This is a genomic window from Azospirillum sp. UFLA03-27 (genome assembly GCF_059803775.1).
The window spans coordinates 1-21988 of sequence record NZ_JAUQTX010000061.1; the positions used below are offsets into that span (position 1 = coordinate 1).

General features: G+C 68.7%; 23 protein-coding genes. 10 read left to right on the plus strand and 13 right to left on the minus strand.

Annotated features, from left to right (window positions below; translation table 11 throughout):
* On the plus strand, positions 1–617 hold a 617-nt coding region (locus tag Q4I23_RS11795), incomplete at its 5' end, for a divergent polysaccharide deacetylase family protein (RefSeq protein WP_498526369.1).
* A 5-nt stretch (positions 618–622) separates the two neighbouring features.
* On the plus strand, positions 623–1120 hold the full coding sequence (locus Q4I23_RS11800; RefSeq protein ID WP_498526370.1) for an RNA pyrophosphohydrolase: 498 nt from the start codon (positions 623–625) through the stop codon (positions 1118–1120).
* A 20-nt stretch (positions 1121–1140) separates the two neighbouring features.
* On the opposite strand, the gene Q4I23_RS11805 is transcribed toward Q4I23_RS11800, so the two are convergent.
* The 6 genes from Q4I23_RS11805 to Q4I23_RS11830 all read right to left on the minus strand — a co-directional run bounded on the left by Q4I23_RS11805 (position 1141) and on the right by Q4I23_RS11830 (position 7234).
* Positions 1141–1959, minus strand: coding sequence for an acyl-ACP desaturase (locus Q4I23_RS11805; protein ID WP_145674686.1), 819 nt, complete (start codon positions 1957–1959; stop codon positions 1141–1143).
* A 200-nt stretch (positions 1960–2159) separates the two neighbouring features.
* On the minus strand, positions 2160–2573 hold the full coding sequence (locus Q4I23_RS11810; protein WP_014239442.1) for a F0F1 ATP synthase subunit epsilon: 414 nt from the start codon (positions 2571–2573) through the stop codon (positions 2160–2162).
* A 90-nt stretch (positions 2574–2663) separates the two neighbouring features.
* Positions 2664–4103, minus strand: a complete 1440-nt coding sequence (gene atpD, locus Q4I23_RS11815; protein ID WP_014239441.1) for a F0F1 ATP synthase subunit beta — start codon at positions 4101–4103, stop codon at positions 2664–2666.
* Between the two features lie 69 nt (positions 4104–4172).
* Positions 4173–5063, minus strand: coding sequence for a F0F1 ATP synthase subunit gamma (locus Q4I23_RS11820; RefSeq protein WP_014239440.1), 891 nt, complete (start codon positions 5061–5063; stop codon positions 4173–4175).
* A 72-nt stretch (positions 5064–5135) separates the two neighbouring features.
* Complete coding sequence (gene atpA, locus Q4I23_RS11825; RefSeq protein WP_035671446.1) at positions 5136–6665, minus strand: F0F1 ATP synthase subunit alpha; 1530 nt, start codon at positions 6663–6665, stop codon at positions 5136–5138.
* Positions 6665–7234: a F0F1 ATP synthase subunit delta gene (locus Q4I23_RS11830; protein ID WP_014239438.1), complete on the minus strand. Its 570-nt coding sequence runs from the start codon at positions 7232–7234 to the stop codon at positions 6665–6667. The genes atpA and Q4I23_RS11830 overlap by 1 nt, the downstream gene beginning before the upstream one ends.
* 414 nt (positions 7235–7648) lie before the next feature.
* On the opposite strand from Q4I23_RS11830, the gene Q4I23_RS11835 reads away from it, so the two are divergent.
* The gene (locus Q4I23_RS11835) at positions 7649–7972 is read left to right on the plus strand and encodes a hypothetical protein (RefSeq protein WP_149164255.1); all 324 of its coding nucleotides are present in this window, start codon (positions 7649–7651) and stop codon (positions 7970–7972) included.
* A gap of 75 nt (positions 7973–8047) precedes the next feature.
* Here Q4I23_RS11835 and Q4I23_RS11840 read toward each other — a convergent pair whose 3' ends face one another.
* Entirely contained in the window at positions 8048–8551 is a 504-nt protein-coding gene (locus tag Q4I23_RS11840) for a cache domain-containing protein (RefSeq protein WP_454018847.1), read from the minus strand.
* A 159-nt stretch (positions 8552–8710) separates the two neighbouring features.
* Positions 8711–10963 (minus strand): primosomal protein N', encoded by a 2253-nt coding sequence (locus tag Q4I23_RS11845; RefSeq protein ID WP_498526371.1) that lies wholly within the window; start codon positions 10961–10963, stop codon positions 8711–8713.
* Positions 10964–11051: 88 nt separating this feature from the next.
* On the opposite strand from Q4I23_RS11845, the gene fsa reads away from it, so the two are divergent.
* Genes fsa through Q4I23_RS11860 form a run of 3 tightly spaced genes read left to right on the plus strand, consistent with a single transcriptional unit; the run spans position 11052 to position 13405 of the window.
* Positions 11052–11708, plus strand: coding sequence for a fructose-6-phosphate aldolase (fsa, locus tag Q4I23_RS11850; RefSeq protein ID WP_094301851.1), 657 nt, complete (start codon positions 11052–11054; stop codon positions 11706–11708).
* Positions 11709–11718: 10 nt separating this feature from the next.
* The gene (locus Q4I23_RS11855) at positions 11719–12432 is read left to right on the plus strand and encodes a DUF484 family protein (RefSeq protein WP_454018845.1); all 714 of its coding nucleotides are present in this window, start codon (positions 11719–11721) and stop codon (positions 12430–12432) included.
* Positions 12433–12445: 13 nt separating this feature from the next.
* Complete coding sequence (locus Q4I23_RS11860) at positions 12446–13405, plus strand: tyrosine recombinase XerC (RefSeq protein WP_498526372.1); 960 nt, start codon at positions 12446–12448, stop codon at positions 13403–13405.
* Between the two features lie 147 nt (positions 13406–13552).
* On the opposite strand, the gene lpdA is transcribed toward Q4I23_RS11860, so the two are convergent.
* From lpdA to Q4I23_RS11875, 3 genes are all read right to left on the minus strand, one after another.
* On the minus strand, positions 13553–14953 hold the full coding sequence (lpdA, locus tag Q4I23_RS11865; protein ID WP_498526373.1) for a dihydrolipoyl dehydrogenase: 1401 nt from the start codon (positions 14951–14953) through the stop codon (positions 13553–13555).
* A 213-nt stretch (positions 14954–15166) separates the two neighbouring features.
* Positions 15167–15820 carry a hypothetical protein gene (locus Q4I23_RS11870; RefSeq protein WP_014239426.1) on the minus strand — a complete coding sequence of 218 codons (654 nt, stop codon included), beginning with the start codon at positions 15818–15820 and terminating at the stop codon, positions 15167–15169.
* A gap of 112 nt (positions 15821–15932) precedes the next feature.
* The gene (locus tag Q4I23_RS11875; protein ID WP_498526374.1) at positions 15933–16814 is read right to left on the minus strand and encodes an alpha/beta fold hydrolase; all 882 of its coding nucleotides are present in this window, start codon (positions 16812–16814) and stop codon (positions 15933–15935) included.
* A 125-nt stretch (positions 16815–16939) separates the two neighbouring features.
* Between Q4I23_RS11875 and Q4I23_RS11880 the strand changes: the two genes are divergently transcribed.
* Positions 16940–17098, plus strand: a complete 159-nt coding sequence (locus Q4I23_RS11880; protein ID WP_038526216.1) for an entericidin A/B family lipoprotein — start codon at positions 16940–16942, stop codon at positions 17096–17098.
* Positions 17099–17167: 69 nt separating this feature from the next.
* Here the strand turns inward: Q4I23_RS11880 and rfaE1 are convergent, their stop codons facing one another.
* On the minus strand, positions 17168–18613 hold the full coding sequence (gene rfaE1 / locus Q4I23_RS11885; RefSeq protein WP_498526375.1) for a D-glycero-beta-D-manno-heptose-7-phosphate kinase: 1446 nt from the start codon (positions 18611–18613) through the stop codon (positions 17168–17170).
* Positions 18614–18780: 167 nt separating this feature from the next.
* On the opposite strand from rfaE1, the gene Q4I23_RS11890 reads away from it, so the two are divergent.
* The 3 genes from Q4I23_RS11890 (at position 18781) to Q4I23_RS11900 (ending at position 21348) form a co-directional block, all read left to right on the plus strand.
* On the plus strand, positions 18781–20235 hold the full coding sequence (locus Q4I23_RS11890; protein ID WP_498526376.1) for a sensor histidine kinase: 1455 nt from the start codon (positions 18781–18783) through the stop codon (positions 20233–20235).
* A gap of 150 nt (positions 20236–20385) precedes the next feature.
* Positions 20386–20550, plus strand: a complete 165-nt coding sequence (locus Q4I23_RS11895; RefSeq protein WP_160174793.1) for a hypothetical protein — start codon at positions 20386–20388, stop codon at positions 20548–20550.
* Positions 20551–20583: 33 nt separating this feature from the next.
* Positions 20584–21348, plus strand: coding sequence for a methyltransferase domain-containing protein (locus tag Q4I23_RS11900; RefSeq protein ID WP_454018839.1), 765 nt, complete (start codon positions 20584–20586; stop codon positions 21346–21348).
* Between the two features lie 18 nt (positions 21349–21366).
* Here Q4I23_RS11900 and Q4I23_RS11905 read toward each other — a convergent pair whose 3' ends face one another.
* The gene (locus tag Q4I23_RS11905) at positions 21367–21888 is read right to left on the minus strand and encodes a DUF4405 domain-containing protein (RefSeq protein ID WP_498526377.1); all 522 of its coding nucleotides are present in this window, start codon (positions 21886–21888) and stop codon (positions 21367–21369) included.
* Positions 21889–21988: the final 100 nt, after the last annotated feature.

Here is a 21988-nt window from a genome sequence, read left to right on the forward strand (position 1 = left end):
GTTATAGTCTCGTGGGCTCGGAGATGTGTATAAGAGACAGCCCCTACGCCGACCGGCTGGACAACTGGGTCGAGCGCGCCCGCGGCAAGGGGCACGAGGTGATGCTCTCCGTCCCCATGGAGCCGCAGGACTACCCACGCAACGACCCCGGCCCCAACGCCCTTCTCACCATGCTGCCGCCGGAGCGCAACATGGAGAGGCTGGAATGGTCGCTGGGCAAGGCGGTCGGCTATGTCGGCATCACCAGCACCACTGGCAGCAAATTCACCGCCAACCCCGACGCGGTGAACCCGGTCGTCGCGGCTATGAAGGCGCGCGGCCTGATGGTGCTCGACGCCCGCGCCAACCCGCGCAGCGTTGCCGGAACCCTGGCGGGTCAGGCGGGCGTGCCGCGGGCCTTCGCCGACCGCGTGATCGACCGCGACCTGTCGCGCGGTGCCATCGACGACCAGCTCGCCGAGCTGGAAGCCATCGCCAAGGCCAACGGGGCCGCGGTGGGCATCGGCGCGCCCTACCCCAGCACCATCGAACGGATCAACCTGTGGCTCACCGGGCTGGCCGACCGTGGCATCGCCATCGTGCCGGTCTCCGCCGTGGCCAACATGCAGAAGCAATGAGGCGCATGAGCAAGAAGCCCATCGACCGCGAGTCCCTCCCCTACCGCCCCTGCGTGGGGGTGATGCTGCTGAACGACCGCGGGCAGGTCTTCGTGGCCCGGCGCTGCGACAGCAAGGACGCTTGGCAGATGCCCCAGGGCGGCATCGACGAGGGCGAGGGCGTGCATGAGGCCGCCCTGCGCGAGCTGAAGGAGGAGATCGGCACGGACAAGGCCGAAATTCTCGGGGAGACGGCGGAAAAGCTGCGCTACGACCTGCCCGATCATCTGCTGGGCAAGGTCTGGAAGGGCCGCTGGCGCGGGCAGGAGCAGGTCTGGCTGGCCGCCCGCTTCACCGGCGCGGACGCCGACATCGACCTCGCCACCGAGCATCCGGAGTTCGACGCCTGGAAATGGGTCGATGCCGACGATCTGCCCGGCCTGATCGTGCCCTTCAAGCGCCCGGTCTACGAGTCAGTGCTGTCGGAGTTCGCCCCGGTGATCGCGGCTCTGCGGCGGGGCTGACCCCGCCGAGTCCGGCCTGTTCAGGCGACCTTGGCCAGCCGCTTGGCGCGGCTTTCGATCAGCCACCAGGCGCCGCGGGCCGCGACGCTGTAGAAGCGGGTGTGCGGCTTCAGCCCGCAGGCCTTGAAGACCATCGCCACCGCGCGGTCGACGTGCTTGGGCCGGTAGCGGCCGTAGGCGCGACGCATGTAGGCCTGATTGTAGGTCTTGTGCGCGTAGGGCTCGCCTTCCGGCGCGTTGGCCGCGTAGTAGGCGTAGGCCAGCTCGTCGTCCTCCGACTCGCCGATGCGCGACAGCGCCACCTTGAGCCGCTGGAACTTGTTGAGCTGCTCCAGCTCCAGATACTTCTTCGTGTAGGTGTAGAAGAGCTTGAAGTGGCGCAACTCGTCGGCGGCGATGTTCTTGCAGATCAGCTTGAGGACCGGTTCGTCCGTCGAGTCGCCGATGGCCGCGTAGTAGCTGCTGGTGCCGGTCTCGACCATGCAGCGGGCGATCATCTCGCCGGTGCGCGAGCCGCGGACCGAGGCGTCGAGGTCGATCGGCACCTTGTAGCCGGCGCGGAAGCGCTCGACGGCCCGGTCGAAGTTGAAGGTCGGATCGACCAGCTCCGCCCATTTGCCGAGCGCGCGGCCATGCTGGACCTCTTCGACCGCCCAGCCGTGCGCGACCTCCTGGAACTCGGGATCGTCGTGGAAGACGTTGCAGAGATAGGCCGTGTAGTCGTCGGCGTTGAACTCCACCAGGGCCGCCGCCTTGATGAGCGGGACGAGATCGGGATCGACCTTGCCGTGGTCCAATTGATCCCAGGGAAGCTCTTCGTATTTCCAGTGCAACGCCACACTCCACTCCCGCTGCTGGCCGCCGTTCCGGGCCGGTTGTTCCACGCTCTGACGGAGAACAGGACCATAAAAACAAAAACGCCTCGACGGACGGGCCGGGAGGCGTTCGATCCCTTGCGGGATACTATGTATGGCTGCGAAGGCGCAATGCAACGGAAACGGCCCAGCCGGCGTTCGCCGCCGCCGGGCCGTGCCCGCTGTCAGTGCGTGGTCGCGCCGGTCGCGTCGAGCTTGGCGCGGGCGATGGCGATCTTCGCCTCCACGCGGGCCTTCTCGTCATCGGACTTGGCGTCTTCCAGATCCTCGCCCAGGTCGCGGATCTGCTGCTCGACCTTGGCGCGGTCGATCTCGGCAACCGCGATGGCCTCCTCGGCCAGGACGGTGCAGCGGGTCTCGGTCACCTCGGCGAAGCCGCCGGCGACGAACACCCGGTCGACCACGCGATCGGCCTCGTAGACGTCGATCACGCCCGGACGGACGGTCGAAATCATCGGCGAGTGGCCGGCGAGGACGCCGAAGTCACCTTCCGAACCCGGCACCACGACCATGTCGACGGGCTGCGAGGTCAGCAGCTTCTCCGGAGAGACCAGCTCGAATTCGACTTTATCGGCCATGGGTTTCCTGGTGCCTCTTCATAAGAACCCCCTCCCCCGCGCGGGCGGAGGAGAGGGTTAGCCTCGTTACCGAACGTCAGCCGACCCTGATCAGGCGGCTTCGGCGGCCAGCTTCTTCGCCTTGGCGATGGCTTCGTCGATGGTGCCGACCATGTAGAAGGCCGCTTCCGGCAGGTGGTCGTAGTCGCCGTTCACGATGCCCTTGAAGCCCTTGATGGTGTCTTCCAGGCTGACGAGCACGCCCGGGGTGCCGGTGAACACCTCGGCGACGTGGAACGGCTGCGACAGGAAGCGCTGGATCTTGCGGGCGCGGGCCACGACCAGCTTGTCCTCTTCCGACAGCTCGTCCATGCCCAGGATCGCGATGATGTCCTGCAGCGACTTGTAGGTCTGCAGAACGCGCTGCACCGAACGGGCGACGGTGTAGTGCTCCTCACCGACGACGCGCGGGTCCAGGATGCGGCTGGTCGAGTCCAGCGGGTCCACCGCCGGGAAGATCGCCATTTCAGCGATCGAACGCGACAGCACCGTGGTGGCGTCCAGGTGGGCGAAGGAGGTGGCCGGGGCCGGGTCGGTCAGATCGTCGGCGGGCACGTAAATGGCCTGCACCGAGGTGATCGACCCCTTCTTCGTGGAGGTGATGCGCTCCTGCAGGGCGCCCATGTCGGTGGCCAGCGTCGGCTGGTAACCCACCGCCGACGGGATGCGGCCCAGCAGAGCCGACACTTCCGAACCGGCCTGCGTGAAGCGGAAGATGTTGTCCACGAAGAACAGCACGTCCTGGCCTTCCTCGTCGCGGAAGTACTCCGCGAGGGTCAGACCGGACAGGGCGACGCGGGCGCGCGCGCCCGGCGGCTCGTTCATCTGGCCGTACACCAGGGCCACCTTGGAGCCCGGGCCGTCGAGCTTGATGACGCCCGACTCGATCATCTCGTGGTAGAGGTCGTTGCCCTCACGGGTGCGCTCGCCCACGCCCGCGAACACGGACACGCCGCCGTGCGCCTTCGCGACGTTGTTGATCAGCTCCATGATGGTCACGGTCTTGCCCACGCCGGCGCCGCCGAACAGGCCGATCTTGCCGCCCTTGGCGTAGGGAGCCAGCAGGTCGATGACCTTGATGCCGGTGATCAGCACTTCGGCGTCCGTCGACTGCTCGACGAAGTCCGGGGCCGCACGGTGGATCGGCAGGGTGCGCTCGGCGCCGACGTCGCCGCGCTCGTCGATCGGCTCACCGATCACGTTGATGATGCGGCCGAGGGTGGCCGGGCCGACCGGCACGGCGATCGGGGCGCCGGTGTCCGTCACTTCGGCGCCGCGGACCAGGCCGTCGGTGCTGTCCATGGCGATGGCGCGGACGGTGCTCTCGCCGAGGTGCTGGGCAACCTCGAGCACGAGGACCTTGCCGTCGTTCTGGGTGTGCAGAGCGTTCAGAATGGCCGGCAGCTCGCCGTCGAACTGGACGTCGACAACGGCGCCCGTGACCTGCGTGATCTTGCCGACGGCGTTCGTCGCCTGGGTGGTGGTGGCCATGGAGTAAAGCTCCCTCGGAACTCGATAATTGTCGGATGTGCCGTCGTATCGACCGCGAACGCTGCGCCGTTAAACCGCCTCGGCGCCGGAGATGATCTCGATCAGCTCCTTGGTGATGTAGGCCTGGCGCGTGCGGTTGTAGGTGATCGTCAGCTTGTTGATCATGTCGCCGGCGTTGCGCGTCGCGTTGTCCATCGCGGTCATGCGGGCGCCCTGTTCGGACGCGGCGCTTTCCAGGAGGGCGCGATAAACCTGGATCGACAGGTTGCGCGGCAGCAGCTCGGCGAGGATCTGCTCCTCGTCGGGCTCGAACTCGTAGATCGCCTTGACCTCGGCGCCCGCGGCCTCCTCGTCCGCCTGCGCCTCGACGGCGAAGGGAACGAGCTGCTGGACGGTCACGATCTGGGAGATCGCCGACTTGAACTTGTTGAAGATCACCGAGCAGACGTCGAACTCGCCCGCGTCGTACATCGCCAGAACCTTCTGCGCGACGACATCGGCGTCGGCGAAGGACAGCTTGCGGCGGCCCACATCCTCGTAGGTCTCGACGATCAGCGAGCCGAACTCGCGGCGCAGCTGGTCGCGGGCCTTGCGGCCGACGGTGAGCAGCTTGACCGTCTTGCCTTCCGACTGGAGGCGCTGGATCTGGCGGCGGGACTCACGGACGATGGCGCCGTTGAAGGCGCCGCACAGGCCACGGTCGGAGCTGATGATGACGAGGAGATGCACCTGATCGGAACCGGTGCCGGTCATCAGCTTCGGGCCGTTGCCCGAGTCCTGCACGTTGGCCGCGAGAGAGGCCAGCATGCGGCCCATGCGCTCGGCGTAGGGACGACCGGCTTCCGCCTGCTCCTGCGCACGGCGGAGCTTGGAGGCGGCGACCATCTTCATCGCCGAGGTGATCTTCCGCGTCGATTGGACGCTGGCGATCCGGTTCTTTAGGTCCTTGAGGTTAGGCATGCCGGCCCTTCATTCCGCTCGGGGTCGTTCGGGTTGACGGACGGGGCGCAGGGACTGCGCCCCCGCCGTCGATCAGACGAACACCTTGGAGAAGTTGTCGAGGAAGGCCTTCAGGCGCTCCTCGGTCGCAGAGGTGATCTGCTTCTCGTTGCGGATCGTCGCCAGGATGTCGGCCCCCTTGGACCGGACCTCGGCGAGGAACTTCTGCTCGAAGCGGTTGACGTCCTCGACCTTGATCTTGTCGAGGTAGCCCTTCACGCCCGAGAAGATCGACACGACCTGCTCTTCGACCGGCAGCGGCTGGAACTGCGGCTGCTTCAGCAGCTCGGTCAGACGGGCGCCGCGGGCCAGCAGGCGCTGGGTGGCGGCGTCGAGGTCCGAGGCGAACTGCGCGAAGGCGGCCATCTCGCGGTACTGGGCCAGCTCCATCTTGATGGTGCCCGCGACCTGCTTCATCGCCTTGATCTGGGCGGCGGAGCCGACGCGCGACACCGACAGGCCGACGTTGATGGCCGGACGGATGCCCTTATAGAACAGGCCCGTCTCGAGGAAGATCTGGCCGTCGGTGATCGAGATCACGTTCGTCGGGATGTAGGCCGACACGTCGCCGGCCTGCGTCTCGATGACCGGCAGGGCGGTCAGCGAGCCGTTGCCGTGGGCGTCGCCCATCTTGGCGGCGCGCTCGAGCAGGCGGCTGTGGAGGTAGAACACGTCGCCCGGGTAGGCTTCGCGGCCCGGCGGACGGCGGAGCAGCAGCGACATCTGACGGTAGGCGACGGCCTGCTTGGACAGGTCATCGTACACGATCAGGGCGTGCATGCCGTTGTCGCGGAAGTACTCGCCCATCGTGCAGCCGGTGTACGGCGCCAGGAACTGCAGCGGGGCCGGCTCCGACGCGGTGGCCGCGACGACGATGGAGTATTCCAGGGCGCCGGCGTCTTCCAGCGTCTTGACGATCTGGGCGACGGTCGAGCGCTTCTGACCGACGGCGACGTAGATGCAGTAGAGCTTCTTGCTCTCGTCGTCGCCCTGGTTGATCGGCTTCTGGTTCAGGAAGGTGTCGATGACGACGGCGGTCTTGCCGGTCTGGCGGTCACCGATGATCAGCTCGCGCTGGCCGCGGCCGATCGGAACCAGGCTGTCGACGGCCTTCAGGCCGGTCTGCATCGGCTCGTGCACCGACTTGCGCGGGATGATGCCGGGGGCCTTGACCTCGACGCGGGTGCGGGTGACGTCCACCAGCGGGCCCTTGCCGTCGATCGGGTTGCCCAGGCCGTCCACGACGCGGCCCAGCAGACCCTTGCCGACCGGCACGTCCACGATGGTGCCCGTGCGCTTGACGGTGTCGCCTTCCTTGATCTCGCTGTCGGTGCCGAAGATCACGACGCCGACGTTGTCGGTCTCGAGGTTCAGCGCCATGCCCTTGATGCCACCGGGGAACTCGACCATCTCGCCGGCGCGCACGTTGTCCAGGCCGTGCACGCGGGCGACACCGTCACCCACGGAGAGGACCTGACCGACCTCGGCGACGTCCGCCTCGGTCCCGAAATTCGCGATCTGCTGCTTGAGGATCGCAGAGATTTCTGCGGCGCGGATATCCATCAGACTGATCCCCCTGAGGCCTTCATGGCGAGTTGCAATTTGTTCAGCTTCGTGCGCACCGAGGTGTCGACCATGCGCGAGCCGAACTTAACGATCATGCCCCCGATCAGCGCGGGATCGACCGAGGTGTTGACCAACACCTTGGAGCCGATCGACGCCTTCAGCGTGTCGGTGACCGCGGCCAGCTGAGCGTCGCTCAGCGGCTGGGCGGAGGTGACCTGGGCGGTCACTTCGCCGCGACGGCGGGCCAGTTCGGCGAGATAGCCTTCGATCATGCCTTCCAGCGCGAACAGGCGGCGGTTCTTGGCCACCAGCCCGATGAAGCGCTTGGTCAGATCGGACACTTCGGCGCGGTCCAGAACCGCGGCCATCGCCCGGCCTTGGTCGGCGCGGCTGATCACGGGACTGCGGACGAGGCGGCGAAGGTCGGCGCTCTCAGCCAGGATTTGCTTCAGCGCAACCAGATCGCTCGCGACCTGATCCAACGCTTTGTTCTCGTCCGCAAGCTCGAACAGCGCGATGGAGTAGCGCGTAGCGAGTTCGGAAACGCCTGTACCTTCGATTGCCACCTGATCCCTCGAATTGAGTTCGGTAGACGGTGAATTTTCAGGGCCTTAAATAGGGCAAAACCCACATCGCGGCGGCCCAGCCCGCGAAAGCGAGCGGTCCAATATCACAGGATTAGGCCCTGCGCAACGGGGTCTGGACAATTTGCACGCGGCTTGCGTGCGGCGTTTTGCGCCCCTGCGGCGTGAGGTCCGTTCTTGGCGGCGGGCGCTGGAAATGGGCATACCACTTCACAACCGCAACGGATCACCTCGGCGCCCGCAGGCCCTGCCCCCTTCGCGGTCCGTTTTTCCGGGTCCCGTTCCGCGACGGTCCAGGGACCAGACTGTGACCTAACGCGCCACTTAACACCCGTTTAACCATTCACGCGCACGGTCGCCCCATAGCCCGTCTGACAGGACAAACCCAGGCCAATCATGACCGTCGTCGCTTTTTCCTGCGCCCGCTTCACGCCCGCCGACCTCAACGACTTCGAGGCGGTGGCCGAGCCGAAGCTGCGCCTTGGCCATTGGGCCGGGGTCATCCGCGAAACGGGCCGGGAGCATGACCGGCTCCTCGTTCTCTTGCCCGGCGTGGACCGTCCCGTCTTCCGGTTCGAGCGCGACGGGCGCGGGCGCTACAGCCTGTCCTTCAACGACCGCTCCGGCTGGTACGGCATCGGATCGGGAGGCAGCGCCGCCGAATGCCTGTCGATCTGGCGCCCGCGCCCGCGGACCGACCGCTCCGTCTCGGTGCTCTGAGCGCCTTTTTCACCCTTCGGAAAAGTCCGAGTCGACCGCCCGACGACCTGCCGGATCGCCCACCGACGAACCCGGTCAGCGGTAGACGCCGACCGACAGCAGATAGGGCTCGCCGCCCAGAATGATGCGGCGCACGATCATCGTCTTCGGCGCGATCTGGCCGGACAGTGGATCCGTCCATTTGTAGCTGACGGCGCCCGAGTCCCGCTCCGCCACGATGTCCAGCGCCTCCTGGATGAAGGGCTTGCCGTCGACGTCCTTCAGGTCCTTGAGGTTCACGCCGTTCAGCGACGGCGTCCATCCGTGGGCCACCATCACGCCGTCGCGGTCGATCAGCATCGGGTAGAGGTCGCGGTCGATCAGCGCGCCGTCGCGCTGGGCGAAAGCCTCCGGCGCGCCCTCCGCGCCGTGCTGGCGCAGATAGCCGCTGGTCTTGTCGAGCAGCGCCTTGGCATCCGATTCCGTCCCCCGGGTCTGGGCGGGCACGCCCGCCGCCAGCGCGATGATGGCCAGCAGGGCGAGAACTGGAAGAACCGTCAGCAAGGTATGGACGTGGAAACGATCGCGCAGCCTGGACATGAGATCGCTCAGCGAAAGATGACTTCCATACTCTGGTAATACCATGACCCGCTGGCCGCAACGGACCAAACGTCACAGGTGCCCTGCGGAGCGCGCAGGGACAATCCGTCGCAGCCCCCCTTTACAGGAACCCGACATTTCTTAGCGGAAGCTGCGCCATTACAGGAAGCTGTAGGGGTCCACATCCACCTGCACGCGCACGTTGGGCGGAATGTCCACCTGCTCCAGCCACTGGGCGATCAGGGGTTGCACCTGAACGGTGCGCGGCGCCTTCAGCAACAGACGCCGCCGGTGACGCCCGCGCAGCAGGGCCAGCGGCGCCGGGGCCGGACCCAGCACGGCAACGGTGTCGCTGCGCGGCGCCGCGCGGCCCAGGGCGATGGACAGCTTCTCCACCGCCGCCGCGTCCTCCCCCGACACGATCAGGGCGGCCAGCCGTCCGAAGGGCGGCATCCCGGCCTCCAGCCGCATCTCCGCCTCCAGCTGGTAGAAGCCGTCGCGGTCCCCAGCGGCCAGCGCCTGCATCACCGGATGTTCCGGCATATAAGTCTGCAGCATGACCCGTCCCGGCCGCTCGCCGCGCCCGGCGCGCCCGGCCACCTGATGGAGGAGCTGGTAGGTCCGCTCCCCCGCCCGCAAATCGCCGCCGGCCAGCCCGAGGTCCGCGTCCACCACCCCGACCAGGGTCAGCATGGGGAAATGGTGGCCCTTCGCCATCACCTGGGTGCCGATCAGGATGTCCAGCTCGTGGTCGGCGATGCGGCGGACCATCTCCTGGATGGCGCGGGGGCCGAACAGCGTGTCCGACGCCATGATGGCGGCGCGGGCGTCGGGGAACAGCTCCGCCACCTCCTCGGCGATGCGCTCCACGCCCGGACCGCAGGCGGCCAGGGTCCCTTCCTCGCCGCATTCCGGGCAGGTCGGGGAGAGCGGCTGCGACAGGCCGCAATGGTGGCACTGGAGCTTGCGGGCCAGCCGGTGCTCGACCAGCCACGCCGTGCAGTTGGGGCATTGCAGCCGGTGCCCGCAGGCCCGGCACAGCGTCAGCGGGGCGTAGCCGCGGCGGTTGAGGAACAGCATCACCTGCTCCTTCTCCGCCAGCGTCTGCTCGATGGCCTTCTTCAGCGACGGGGCCAGCCAGTGGCGGGCCGGCGGCCGGTCCTTGCGCAGGTCCACCAGCTCGACGTCGGGCAGCACCGCACCGCCGTGGCGACCCGGCAGCTCGATGCGGGCGTAGCGGTTGCTGTCGGCGTTGACCTTGGTCTCCAGCGATGGCGTGGCGGAGACCAGCACGGTGGGGATGCCGCCGAGATGCGCCCGCGCGACGGCCATGTCGCGGGCGTGGTAGATCGACCCCTCCTCCTGCTTGTAGGCGGAGTCGTGCTCCTCGTCGATGATGATGACACCGAGGTTCTTGTAGGGCAGGAACAGGGCGGAACGGGCTCCGACGACCACCGGAACCTCGCCGTTCGCCACCGCCCTCCAGGTGTCGCGGCGCTGTGCCCCGGTCAGCTCGGAATGCCACTCCGCCGGCGGCGCGCCGAAGCGGCGGGCGAAGCGCTCCAGCCACTGCGCCGACAGGGCGATTTCCGGAAGCAGGACCAGCGCCTGCTTGCCGGCCTTCAGGGCGGCGGCGATGGCTTCGTAATAGACCTCCGTCTTGCCGGAACCGGTCACCCCGTCGAGCAGCACGGTGGAATAGACGCCGGACTCCACGCGGGCGCGCAGGTCCGCCGCCGCAGCCTCCTGGTCGGCGGACAGGGTGGGGCCGGGACGGTGGCAGTCGGGCCGCCCGAGCTTGGTCGGCTGGAGCAGCACCGGCTCCAGCAGCCCGGCCTCGGCCAGCCCGCGCACCACGGTGACGCCGCAGCCGGCCTCCTCCGCCAACTCCGCCGGGGTGCGCGGCGGGCCGTCGTCCAGCAGGGCGAGAACGCGCCGCCGCGGGTCGGTCATCTTGAAGCCGGGCGGCGGTTCGGCATCGGGCTTGCGCAGGTAGGCGAGCATGGCCTTCGCCGGCTCCAGCGCCGACGGCACGCTGATCGCCATGCGCAGCACGTGGCCCGGCGGCGTCATGGTGTAGGCGGCGACCCACTCCACGAACTTGCGCTCGACCTCGGGCATCGGCGGCACGTCGAAGCGGCGGACCACCGGCTTCAGCCGGGCGGCCTCCACGACTCCGGCACCGTCGCCCCACACCACCCCCAGCACGCGGCGCGGCCCCAGCGGAACCTCCACGTAATCGCCGGGGACGAGGGTCATTCCGGCGGGCACGCGGTAATCGTAGGCCTCGCGCAGCGGCAGCGGCAGCAGCACGCGGACGCGCGGGTCCGCATCCGGCGGCACCGTGCCCGGCAGAAGAGCCTGCGCTGAATCTCCGGAACCGGCCCCGGATCTGGCGGAATTTTCACGCATCGGCTAGAGTGCCCCCTGGCCGCGACGCCGGGCAGCGAATCCCGGGAAACAGGGCACGGTCTTCCTCAGCAAGTATGGATTCCAGGTCATGAAGTTCTTCGTTGACACCGCCGACATCGCCGAGATCCGCGATCTGGCCGACACCGGCCTGCTGGACGGTGTTACCACCAACCCCTCCCTCGTCGCCAAGACCGGTCGCAGCTTCCTCGACCTCGTGGCCGAAATTTGTGATGTGGTGAGCGGCCCGGTCAGCGCCGAGGTGGCGTCCACCGACTTCGAGACCATGCTGGCGGAAGGAAAGAAGCTTGCCAAGATCGCCGACAACGTCGCGGTCAAGGTTCCGCTCACCCAGGCCGGCCTGAAGACGTGCAAGGCGCTGTCCTCCGAAGGGACGATGGTCAACGTCACGCTGTGCTTCTCCCCGGCGCAGGCCATCCTGGCCGCCAAGGCCGGCGCCAGCTTCGTGTCGCCCTTCGTCGGCCGCCTGGACGACATCGGGCAGGACGGCATGGGCCTGATCGCCGACATCGTGGAGATTTACAGCAATTACGATTACTTCAAGACCGAAGTGCTGGTCGCCTCGATCCGCAACCCGATCCACATCGTCGACTCCGCCCGCCTGGGCGCCCACGTCGTCACCGCCCCGCCGTCGGTGCTGAAGCAGCTCTTCAACCATCCGCTGACCGACAAGGGCCTCGCCCAGTTCGTCGCCGATTGGCAGAAGACCGGCCAGTCCATCCTCTGAGGACGGCAGCATGGGCCGGGAGCCGGGACACACCCCCCACAGGAAGGACGCGCCGACCGCCGAGGAGGTGCACGCCTACCTGCGGGACCATCCCGACTTCCTGGTCCATCACGGCGATCTGGTCCACCACCTGACCCCGCCGTTGCAGGACCGCGGGCGCGGGGTGGTGGACCTGCAGGCCTACATGGTCGAGCGTCTGCGCGGCGAGGTCCGCCTGCTGAAGGACCAGCAGCGCGAGCTGATCGGCACCTCGCGCGCCAACATGAACAGCCAGAACCGCATCCACGCGGCGGTGCTGTTCCTCCTCGACGCCCAGAGCTTCGAGCAGCTCATCCAGACCATCACCACCGATCTGGCGGTGCTGCTCGACCTGGACGTCGCCTGCCTGATCGTCGAATCGAACGGCCAGGACACCCCACATGTCCAGACCTCCGGCGTGCGGGTGGTCGAGCCGGGGACCGTCGACCGCTGGCTGGGCAAGGCCGACGTGGCGCTGAACGCCGACATCCAGGGCGACCCGGAGTTGTACGGTCCCGGCGCCGGGCTGGTGCGGTCGGAGGTTCTGATCCGCCTCCAGGTGTCCAGCGAGACGCCGGACGGCATGCTGGCCTTTGGCAGCCGAGAGCCCGACAGCTTCCACAGCGGCCAGGGCACCGAGCTGATCGGCTTCCTCGCCCGCGTGGTCGAGCGGGTGATCCGCGGCTGGCTCGAACTGCCGGCCTGACCCCACGGAACGCATGACCGGAAAACAGAACCCCGTTCTCGGCTTCGCCGCCCAGCCCGATGTGCAGGACGTGCTGGTGCACTGGCGCCGCTGGATGGAGAGCGAGCGCAACGTCTCGCCCCACACGCTGACCGCCTACATCGGCGACGTTGCGACCTTCCTGGAGTTCATCACCGGCTATCAGGCCAAGCCACCGTCGATGAACGACCTCGCCGCGCTGACCGTCACCGATTTCCGCTCCTGGCTGTCCCACCTCGCCATGAAGGGGATCGGCTCCAACAGTCGGTCGCGCGCCCTGTCGTCGGTGCGCAACCTCTTCCGCTGGATGGACCGCGACGGACGCCTGCACAACCCGGCGATCAACACCTTCTCCGGCCCGCGCATCAAGCGTCCGGCGCCGAAGCCGCTGACCGTGCTGGACGCCGACCGGCTGCTGGAGGAGTCGGAGAAGGAGCCGGACGAGCCCTGGGTCGGCAAGCGCGACCGGGCGCTGTTCACCCTGCTCTACGGCTGTGGCCTGCGCATCTCGGAGGCGCTGAACCTGACGCGCCGCGAGGCGCCGCTGGGCGAGACGCTGCGCGTCACCGGCAAGGGCAACAAGGAACGGATCGTCCCGGTGCTGCCGGTGGTGACGGAGGCGGTGCGCGCCTACATGGACGCCTGCCCCTACCGCCAAGGGCCGGACGCGCCGCTGTTCGTCGGGGTGCGCGGCGGGCAGCTCGCCCCGGCCATCGCGCAACGGCGGATGCGCGACCTGCGCCGCCTGATGGGGTTGCCGGAGACCGCGACGCCGCACGCGTTGCGGCACAGCTTCGCCACGCATCTGCTGGCGGACGGCGGCGATCTGCGGGCGATCCAGGATCTGCTGGGCCACGCCTCGCTGTCGACGACGCAGCGCTACACGGACGTGGAGAGCGAGCAGCTGATGCAGGTGTACCGCTCGGCGCACCCGCGGGCGAAGAAGACGCCATAGGGTCGGAGTCCCCTCTCCCCTCTGGGGAGAGGGTCAGGGTGAGGGGGTTGCGCGTGGCGGTGCGTCCGGCAAAAGCGCACCCCCCTCACCGCCCGCTTCGCGGGCACCCTCTCCCCAGAAGGGAGAGGGTTATGAGAGAAACGCGCCTTAGATGTGCAGGGCGCGGCCGTCCACGGCGAGGGCGGCTTCCTTGGTCACTTCCGACAGGGTCGGGTGGGCGTGGCAGGTGCGGGCGATGTCCTCGGCGGACGCGCTGAACTCCATCGCCACGGCCAACTCGGCCACCATCTCCGACACGTTCGGGCCGACCATGTGGACGCCCAGCACCTTGTCGGTGCGCGCGTCGGCCAGGATCTTCACGAAGCCGTCGGTCGTGCCGCTGGCGCGGGCGCGGCCGTTGGCGGTGAAGGGGAACTTGCCCGCTTTGTAGGCGACGCCGGCGGCCTTCAGCTCCTCCTCGGTCTTGCCGACCGCGGCCACTTCCGGCCACGTGTAGACGACGCCGGGAACGAGGTCGTGGTTGACGTGGCCCGCCTGACCGGCCAGCAGCTCGGCGAGCGCGACGCCCTCCTCCTCGGCCTTGTGGGCCAGCATCGGGCCTTCGACCACGTCGCCGATGGCGTAGATGCCCGGCACGTTGGTCTCGAAATGCTTGCCGATCTTCACGCGGCCGCGGTTGTCCATCTCCACGCCGACGGCGTCGAGGCCCAGCCCGTTGGTGTAGGCCCGGCGCCCGATGGCGACCAGCACGACGTCGGCCTCGACCTCCTCGGCGGTGCCGCCGGCGGCGGGCTCGACCGACAGGGTGACGCCGGTGTTGGTGACCTTGGCGCCGGTGACCTTGGAGCCGAGCTTGAAGGTCATGCCCTGCTTGCCGAGGATGCGCTGCATCTGCTTGGACACCTCGCCGTCCATGGTCGGCAGGATGCGGTCGAGGAACTCGACCACGGTGACCTGCGCGCCGAGGCGGCCCCAGACCGAGCCCAGTTCAAGACCGATCACGCCGCCGCCGATGACGACGAGTCGCTTCGGCACCTCCGGCAGCTCCAGGGCGCCGGTGGAGGAGACGATCTTCTGCTCGTCGATCTCGATGCCCGGCAGCGGGGTGACTTCCGAGCCGGTGGCGATCACGATGGCCTTGGACGCCGTGATGGTGCCGACACCTTCGACCTCGACGGTGTTCGGGGCGGTGATGCGGCCGGCACCCTTCAGCCAGGCGATCTTGTTCTTCTTGAACAGGAACTCGATGCCGCCGGTGTTCTCTTTGACGACCTTGTCCTTGTGGGACAGCATGCCCGGCAGGTCCAGCTCGACGCCGCCGACCTTGATGCCGAACTTGGCGAGGCCGTGCTTGGCCTCCTCGTACTTCTCCGACGCGGCGAGCAGCGCCTTGGACGGGATGCAGCCGACGTTCAGGCAGGTGCCGCCCAGCGCGCTGCGCTTCTCGACGCAGGCAACCTTGAAACCGAGCTGCGCCGCACGGATCGCGCAGACATACCCGCCGGGACCGCCGCCGACCACGACGACGTCGAAAGTGCTTTCAGCCATTGGGGGCTTTCCTTCCGCCATTTTTGTGTTTGCCAAAAGCCGTCCCGTCCAGCGGGGAGGGCCGCGCGCCGATTTATGCCGCCGCTCACGCCAACTGGCAACGGGACAGTTCGTCCGGGGGGAGGGATGCCGGGTTGAAAGACCGGCATGGGACCAGCCGGAACCCATGCCGAGATGAATGGGACCGGGGGCCGCTCCCCGGTCCGGGCCGCATCACACCGAAACGGCGACCAGGAACAGGCGCGGGGCGCCGCCCTGAGCCACGTTCGCCAGGGTGGTGACCTGGTTGTTCACCTGATTGTTGAACACGTCGTACACATAGGCGGTGCGTCCGCCCGCCCAGAACCAGCCGAGCGTCGGGTTGCCCCCTCCGACGTCGGCCTGCTGGAAGATGCCGAAGGTCGCCAGCATGGAGACGTAGTTCAGGCCGGCGTTGCCGAGGCGCAGGGTCTGCTGCTTGATGATGTCGGCCTCGAAGCGGCCCCAGGCGTCATTGATCGGATTGGCGTGGGTCTGGTTGATGCACTTCAGCTCGATGTAGACGTCATCCGCGATCCCGGCGTTGCGGCACAGGTAGAAATCGGCGCGCGCGGCGGCGCGGCGATTGGCCGACACCCCCCAGGCCGGGCCGACCGCGGTGTAGGACAGAAAGGGGTTCCCACCGTTGGTGGAGGGGTAGGGCTGCTCCCGTTCGCAGGTCCAGTTGCCGGGAATGTTCAGAAACCCGTGCGCGATTTCCAGCTGGAGCCAGACCTCCCAGCCGCCGCGGATGTTGGCGTTCTGGGCGAAGACATCGGCCCGTTGAAGATTGATGTTTCCGTTGTTGAACTCGGCTTGGATGGTGTTCAGGAGTTGCTGGCAACGCATGGCGATGTCCCTTGCTGCGACTGGACCCCGGAGCCGCGCTCCAGGCTTCTGCAAGGGGACGGTTTCGCGGGGCCTCGCGTGACCGGAAATCCACGGTCGCCCAGGCTCCCGGTCACTCCGTGAAGAAATCCAGCAGCGCCTGCGCCGTTTCCCCCGGCGCCTCCTCGGGGATGAAGTGGCCGGCGGGCATCACATGGCCCGCGATGGCCGGGGCGTAGCCGCGCCAGATGCCCAGCGGGTCGTCGTAGAGGCGCCCGACCGCGCTGTTGCGTCCCCACAGGAACAGGGCCGGGCATTGCACCTTGCGTCCCGCCGTGCGGTCCTCGCGGTCGTGCTCCAGGTCGATGCTCGCCGCGGCGCGGTAGTCCTCGCACATGGCGTGGACGGTGGCGGGATCGCGGAAGGCGGTGCGGTAGGCCTCCATCGCCTCCGGCTCGAAGATGTCGGCGCTGCTGCCGATGGAGCCGAGCACCTGCCCCAGGTAGAAGTCCGGGTCCGACCCGATCAGCCGCTCCGCCAGATTGTTGGGCTGGATCAGGAAGAACCAGTGGTAATAGGCGGTCGCCATGCGCTGGTCGATGCGGGCGAACACCTCCAGCGTCGGCACCACGTCCAGGAAGGCGACGCGTTCCACCCGGCCGGGATGGTCGAGGACCAGCCGGTGGGCCACCCGCGCGCCGCGGTCGTGCCCGGCCAGCCGGAAGCGGTCGAAGCCCAGCGCGGCCATCACCGCCACCTGATCGCGCGCGTTGGTGCGTTTGCAGTAGGTCTCGTGCGCGGAATCGCCCGGCGGCTTCGACGATTGGCCGTACCCCCGCAGGTCGGTCAGCACCACGGTGAAGCGCTCGGCCAGCCGCGGCGCGACCCGGTTCCACAGGGCGTGACACTGCGGAAAGCCATGAAGCAGAAGGAGCGGCGGCCCCTCGCCCCCGACCAGCGTGTGGATCTCGGCGCCATCGGTGGCGATGCGGTGGCGGGTGAACCCTTCGAACATGCGCGCCCTCCCCCTATCCGTTTGAGTGTGGAGAACTGTCCTTCCGCACGGCGAGGCTTCGGAAACCTTTGGCGGGTTTCTCGCGTTTTTCAGCCGATTGTTTTCGACCTCAAGAGGAAAATGCCATGCGTAGCCTGAAGAAGCTCGTCCTTTTCGCCGCCCTGGGCGCCGCCCTGACCACCAGCCTCGCCGCCTGCAACACCGTCGAAGGCATGGGCCAGGACGTGCAGGCGGGCGGCCGCGCGGTGGAGCGCTCGTCGGACAGCGTCCAGAAGAAGATGTGATCGCGCAACGCGGACGCCCCGGAGCTTCGGCTCCGGGGTATCGGCGCCCCGATTTCCGCATCCCAGCGTTCAGCGCTGCATGCGCTTGATGGTGTTGGTTGTGCTTTGGCCGTCCACGAGGTCGGCCAGCACGACCTTACCGCCGTAGCTCTGCACGAATCCGGCGCCGACCACCGTGGCAACGGTGTAGTCCGCCCCCTTCACCAGCACGTCGGGCCGCAGGGCGCGGATCAGCTCTTCCGGCGTGTCCTCGCCGAAGACCACCACCAGATCGACGCAGGCCAGCGAGGCGAGCACCGTCGCCCGCGCAGTCTCGGTCTGCACCGGGCGCGTCTCGCCCTTCAGCCGCTTCACCGAGGCGTCGCTGTTCAGCCCCACCACCAGCACATCGCAGGCGGCCTTGGCCTGGTTCAGCAACGCGATGTGGCCGGGGTGCAGCAGGTCGAAGCAGCCGTTGGTGAAGCCCACCCGCTTGCCGCGCGCGCGCCAGCGCGCCGCGCGCTCCACGGCCTGTTCCAGCGTGTCGACCTTCTCCTCGCCGCTGCGCCATTCCTGCTCGTGCAGGGCGGACAGCAACTCCGGCGCGCGGACCACCGCGGTGCCGACCTTCCCCACCACGATCCCGGCGGCCAGATTGGCAAGCCGCGCCGCGTCGGTCAGCTCCACCCCCACCGACAGGGCGGAGGTCAGTGTCGCCACCACCGTGTCGCCGGCGCCCGACACGTCGAAGACCTCGCGCGCGTTGGCCGGCAGATGGGTGGCGCCGTCGCGGGTCACCACCGACATGCCGCGCTCGCTGCGCGTGGCGACCACCGCGTCGATGCCGCAGGTCTCCAGCAGGAAGCGGCAGGCGGCCTCGACCTCCGCGTCGCTGTCGGCGGGCATTCCCGTCGCCTGGATCAGCTCCTTGCGGTTGGGCGTGATCACGCTGGCCCCGCGGTAGCGCCCGAAATCGTCGCCCTTGGGATCGACCACCACCGGCAGCCCGGCCTCCCGCGCCGCCTGGATGAGCTGCGAGACCAACCCATCGGTCAGCACGCCCTTGCCATAGTCGGACAGGATCACCGCGCCCACCGTCAGCATGCCGGTGCGGGCGGCGACCATCACCTCCTCCTCCGACCCGATGGCGGCGATGGTTTCGGCGTCGGCGCGCAGAAGCTGTTGGCGCCCGCCGATGAAGCGGGTCTTCACCGTGGTCTGGCGCCCCGGCTCGGCGACCAGCCCACCGCCGTCGCCCGTCTCCCTCGCCACGAGGCGCACCAGTTCCAGCCCCGCCGCGTCCTCGCCCACCACCGACACGAAGCGGCAGCCGGCGCCCAGCGCCATGACGTTGGCGGCCACGTTGCCGGCGCCGCCGAGCATGGCCGTCTCGCGCTCGATCCGCAGCACGGGGATCGGCGCTTCGGGGGACACGCGGTCGACCGACCCGTAGATGAATCGGTCGAGCATGACGTCGCCGACGCACAGCACGCTGGCGTGGGACAGGGAGTCGATGTGACGGGCAAGGTCGCTCATGCCGGTTCTACTACCAATCTTGGGAGTGGCGCGCCAGAGCGGAGCGCTCGTATCCCCTCTCCCGAAGCGGGAGAGGGGATAATAAGGTCCGGCAACTGGCCTGCGGCGGCATCCTGCCCTATCCTCCGGCATCCCCTGCCCCAAGACGTTGCCCCCGGACGCCGCCCATGCCCCTGCCGCCCGTCACGAGAAGCCTGTCGGCCAAGCTGCTGGTGCTGACCGTGCTGTTCGTCCTGCTGGCGGAGGTGCTGATCTACACGCCGTCCATCGCCCGCTACCGCCTGACCTATCTGGAGGAGCGGCTGGCGGCCGCCCATCTCGCCGCCCTGTCGGTGGAGGCGACGCCGGACATGATGGTGGCGATGGAGCTTCAGAACGAGCTGCTGGCCCATGTCGGCGCCCATGCGGTGGAACTGATCCGGCCGGACAGCCGAGTCTACATGCTGTCCCGCTCCATGCCGCCGACGGTGGACGCCGTCTTCGACCTGCGCGGCGCCATGGCGCCGCGGCTGACCGCCGACGCCTTCATGGCGCTGGCCCAGCGGCGGGACCGGGTGATCCGGGTGATCGGGCCATCGCCCAAGGACCCCGCCTTCCAGGTCGACATGGTGATGGACGAGCGGCCGATGATCCAGGCGATGATCGACTTCTCGGGCCGCATCCTGGCGCTGTCGGTGGCGATCTCGCTGATCGCGGCGGTTCTGGTCTTCGTCTCGCTGACCCGGCTGCTGGTGCGGCCGATGCGCCGGCTGACCGAGGGGCTGGTCGCCATCCGTCGCGACCCGGACGGCACACCGCCCTTCCAGCCGAGCGCCCGCACCGACGAGATCGGCGTGGCGGAGCGCGAGCTGGCCGACATGCAGGCCACCATCCGCAGCGCGCTGCGCCAGCGCGAGCGGCTGGCCGCGCTGGGCACCGCGGTCGCCAAGATCAACCACGACCTGCGCGCCATCCTGTCCACCGCCGCCCTGCTGTCGGAGCGGCTGGCCGAGAGCGCCGACCCGGAGGTACGGCGGGTCACGCCGCGGCTGATGGCCTCCATCGACCGGGCGGTGGAGCTGTGCGGCCAGACCATGACCTACACTCGCGACGGCCTGCTGCCCCTGGCGCGGGCCGAGGTGCCGCTGCGCCCGCTGGTCGAGGAGGCCGGGGCCGCGGCGCTGGCCGCCCTGCGCCCGGACGGGGAGCGGGCGGAACTGCGCTGGAACAACCGGGTGCCGGAGGGGCTGACCGTCCGCGCGGACGCCGCCCAGCTCTCCCGCGCGCTGGTCAACCTGGGGCGCAACGCGGCGCAGGCGGGGGCTGGAGCGGTTACGGTGATGGTGGAGACCCGGCCCGGCGGCGGGCTGCTCCTGCTGGTGGCCGACGACGGGCCGGGCCTGCCGCCGCGGGCGCGGGACAACCTGTTCCAGCCCTTCGCCGGCTCGGCAAGGGCGGGTGGCGTCGGGCTGGGCCTCGCCATCGCGCGGGAGGTGCTGCGCGCCCATGGCGGCGACCTGCGGCTGGTGGAGAGCACCGCGGCGGGCACCGTCTTCGCGCTGGAGCTTCCCCTGGGGATCGTCGTGGAGGGTGCCGGCCGGTTGGGCGAAATGCCCACATCGGATTCGCCCATCCCGGATTGATTTCCGGCGCCCGCTCCACCAGAATTCGCGGCACGGTCAACCCGTCGGCATCCCGCCGGGCGCACGCCCCGCGCGGGACCGGCAGCGAAGGAAGGGAACGGGACTTTGGAAGGCACGGGCAAGTGGATCACCGGGGGGATCCTGGGCTTCATGGCGTTCATCGGCCTGCTGGCGGCGTCGCGCGCGGCGGACACGGCGTTCTATTATGGCGGCTGGCTGTTGGCCATCGGCTGCATCGGGACGATCTTCATGATGGTCACAAAGCACTACAACCACATGGACGAGCAGATCGCCCGCCAGCGCGAGCAGGAATAACCCCCAAACCCCTTCAACCGGTGGAGGCCGGGCATGCCGTGGGACCCCGAACAATACGCACGGTTCGAGTCCTGGCGCCGCCGCCCGGCCCACGACCTCGTGGCGGCCCTGCCCTCCCTGACCCCGCGGACGGTGGTTGATCTCGGCTGCGGAGCCGGGCAGCTCGCCCGCCTGCTGGCCGAACGCTGGCCGGAGGCCGAGGTGCTGGGGGTGGACAATTCCCCCGCCATGCTGGAGCGCGCCCAAGGCACGCCGTCCCGCGTGCGCTGGCTCCAGGCCGACCTTGGGGTCTGGCACCCCGACCGACCGGTCGATCTGCTGATCTCCAACGCCGCCCTGCACTGGCTGGACGGGCATGAGCGGCTGTTCCCGGACCTGCTGCGGGCGCTGGCCCCCGGTGGGGTGCTGGCCGTGCAGATGCCCCGAAACTTCGAAGCGCCCTCGCACCGCCTGCTCTACGAGACGGCGGCGGACGGCCCCTGGGCCGAGCGGCTGGCGCCGGTCCTGCGCACCGCCCCGGTGCACGCGCCGGAGGTGTATTACGGCTGGCTCGCCCCGCTCACCCGCCGCCTGGATCTCTGGGAGACGGAGTATCTCCAGGTCCTGGAGGGCGATGACCCGGTGCTGCAATGGACGCGCGGCACGACGCTGCTGCCCGTCCTGGACACGCTGACGGGCGCGGAGCTGGACGCCTTCCTGGCGGCCTACCGCGCCCGGCTGAACGCCGCCTACCCCCGGCGCCCGGATGGCCGCACGCTGTTTCCCTTCAAGCGGCTGTTCCTCGTGGCGCGGGTGTAGACGGACGGCTTCCGGACGTTACGACGCCGGCCTGGGCTGCTTCGCGGCTGTGAGGATGTTCGCCACGCCCACCGCGTTCATGCCGGCGCGGGTGCCGATGGCCGACAGCGACTCGCCGGGCTGCGCCTCGATGTTGGCGGCCTTGAGCGCCTGGATGGCCTTGTCGGGGTCCAAACCGAAGACCGGCGCCACCGTCGCCAGCGGGGCGTTCGCCACCGCCCGCATCATCGCACCGGGGCCGCCGGTGGAGGCCGGAGTCCCGGTCATCGCCGTGAAGACCAGCGATCCGGCGACGCTGACCACGAAGGCCGACAGCGCCACGTTGCGCTTGAAGTACTGGAGGAAGGCCGTCCAGTTGCGCGCCAGATGCCACAGGCCGATGGCCGAGAAGCCGACGCTGAGCCATTCGTGGGAGAAACGCACCAGATTGCCGTTCCAGTGCAGCAGCAGCATGATTCCCGTCACCGTGGAGACGACGAACAGGACGATGGTTACCGGCGTGACGATCTGCCGGGTGATGGTGGAGGAAATGGAGGGCATTGGGAGACGGCTCGCGGGTTGAACGGAATGCGGCCAAAGTGAGGCCGGATTGTAACCGCTTGATGTCCCGCGCCGCCGCCGAACGTAACAGAGTGTAACG

Coding starts and splice junctions, on each gene's coding strand:
- rfaE1 (WP_498526375.1), bottom strand. CDS start 18,613: ATGAGCGACCTTGCCCGTCACATCGACTCCCTGTCCCACGCCAGCGTG.
- Q4I23_RS11835 (WP_149164255.1), top strand. CDS start 7,649: ATGACCGTCGTCGCTTTTTCCTGCGCCCGCTTCACGCCCGCCGACCTC.
- Q4I23_RS11860 (WP_498526372.1), top strand. CDS start 12,446: ATGACCGGAAAACAGAACCCCGTTCTCGGCTTCGCCGCCCAGCCCGAT.
- Q4I23_RS11840 (WP_454018847.1), bottom strand. CDS start 8,551: ATGTCCAGGCTGCGCGATCGTTTCCACGTCCATACCTTGCTGACGGTT.
- fsa (WP_094301851.1), top strand. CDS start 11,052: ATGAAGTTCTTCGTTGACACCGCCGACATCGCCGAGATCCGCGATCTG.
- atpD (WP_014239441.1), bottom strand. CDS start 4,103: ATGGCCACCACCACCCAGGCGACGAACGCCGTCGGCAAGATCACGCAG.
- Q4I23_RS11800 (WP_498526370.1), top strand. CDS start 623: ATGAGCAAGAAGCCCATCGACCGCGAGTCCCTCCCCTACCGCCCCTGC.
- Q4I23_RS11810 (WP_014239442.1), bottom strand. CDS start 2,573: ATGGCCGATAAAGTCGAATTCGAGCTGGTCTCTCCGGAGAAGCTGCTG.
- Q4I23_RS11845 (WP_498526371.1), bottom strand. CDS start 10,963: ATGCGTGAAAATTCCGCCAGATCCGGGGCCGGTTCCGGAGATTCAGCG.
- Q4I23_RS11870 (WP_014239426.1), bottom strand. CDS start 15,820: ATGCGTTGCCAGCAACTCCTGAACACCATCCAAGCCGAGTTCAACAAC.
- Q4I23_RS11875 (WP_498526374.1), bottom strand. CDS start 16,814: ATGTTCGAAGGGTTCACCCGCCACCGCATCGCCACCGATGGCGCCGAG.
- Q4I23_RS11820 (WP_014239440.1), bottom strand. CDS start 5,063: ATGCCTAACCTCAAGGACCTAAAGAACCGGATCGCCAGCGTCCAATCG.
- Q4I23_RS11900 (WP_454018839.1), top strand. CDS start 20,584: ATGCCGTGGGACCCCGAACAATACGCACGGTTCGAGTCCTGGCGCCGC.
- Q4I23_RS11895 (WP_160174793.1), top strand. CDS start 20,386: ATGGCGTTCATCGGCCTGCTGGCGGCGTCGCGCGCGGCGGACACGGCG.
- Q4I23_RS11855 (WP_454018845.1), top strand. CDS start 11,719: ATGGGCCGGGAGCCGGGACACACCCCCCACAGGAAGGACGCGCCGACC.
- atpA (WP_035671446.1), bottom strand. CDS start 6,665: ATGGATATCCGCGCCGCAGAAATCTCTGCGATCCTCAAGCAGCAGATC.
- lpdA (WP_498526373.1), bottom strand. CDS start 14,953: ATGGCTGAAAGCACTTTCGACGTCGTCGTGGTCGGCGGCGGTCCCGGC.
- Q4I23_RS11905 (WP_498526377.1), bottom strand. CDS start 21,888: ATGCCCTCCATTTCCTCCACCATCACCCGGCAGATCGTCACGCCGGTA.
- Q4I23_RS11890 (WP_498526376.1), top strand. CDS start 18,781: ATGCCCCTGCCGCCCGTCACGAGAAGCCTGTCGGCCAAGCTGCTGGTG.
- Q4I23_RS11880 (WP_038526216.1), top strand. CDS start 16,940: ATGCGTAGCCTGAAGAAGCTCGTCCTTTTCGCCGCCCTGGGCGCCGCC.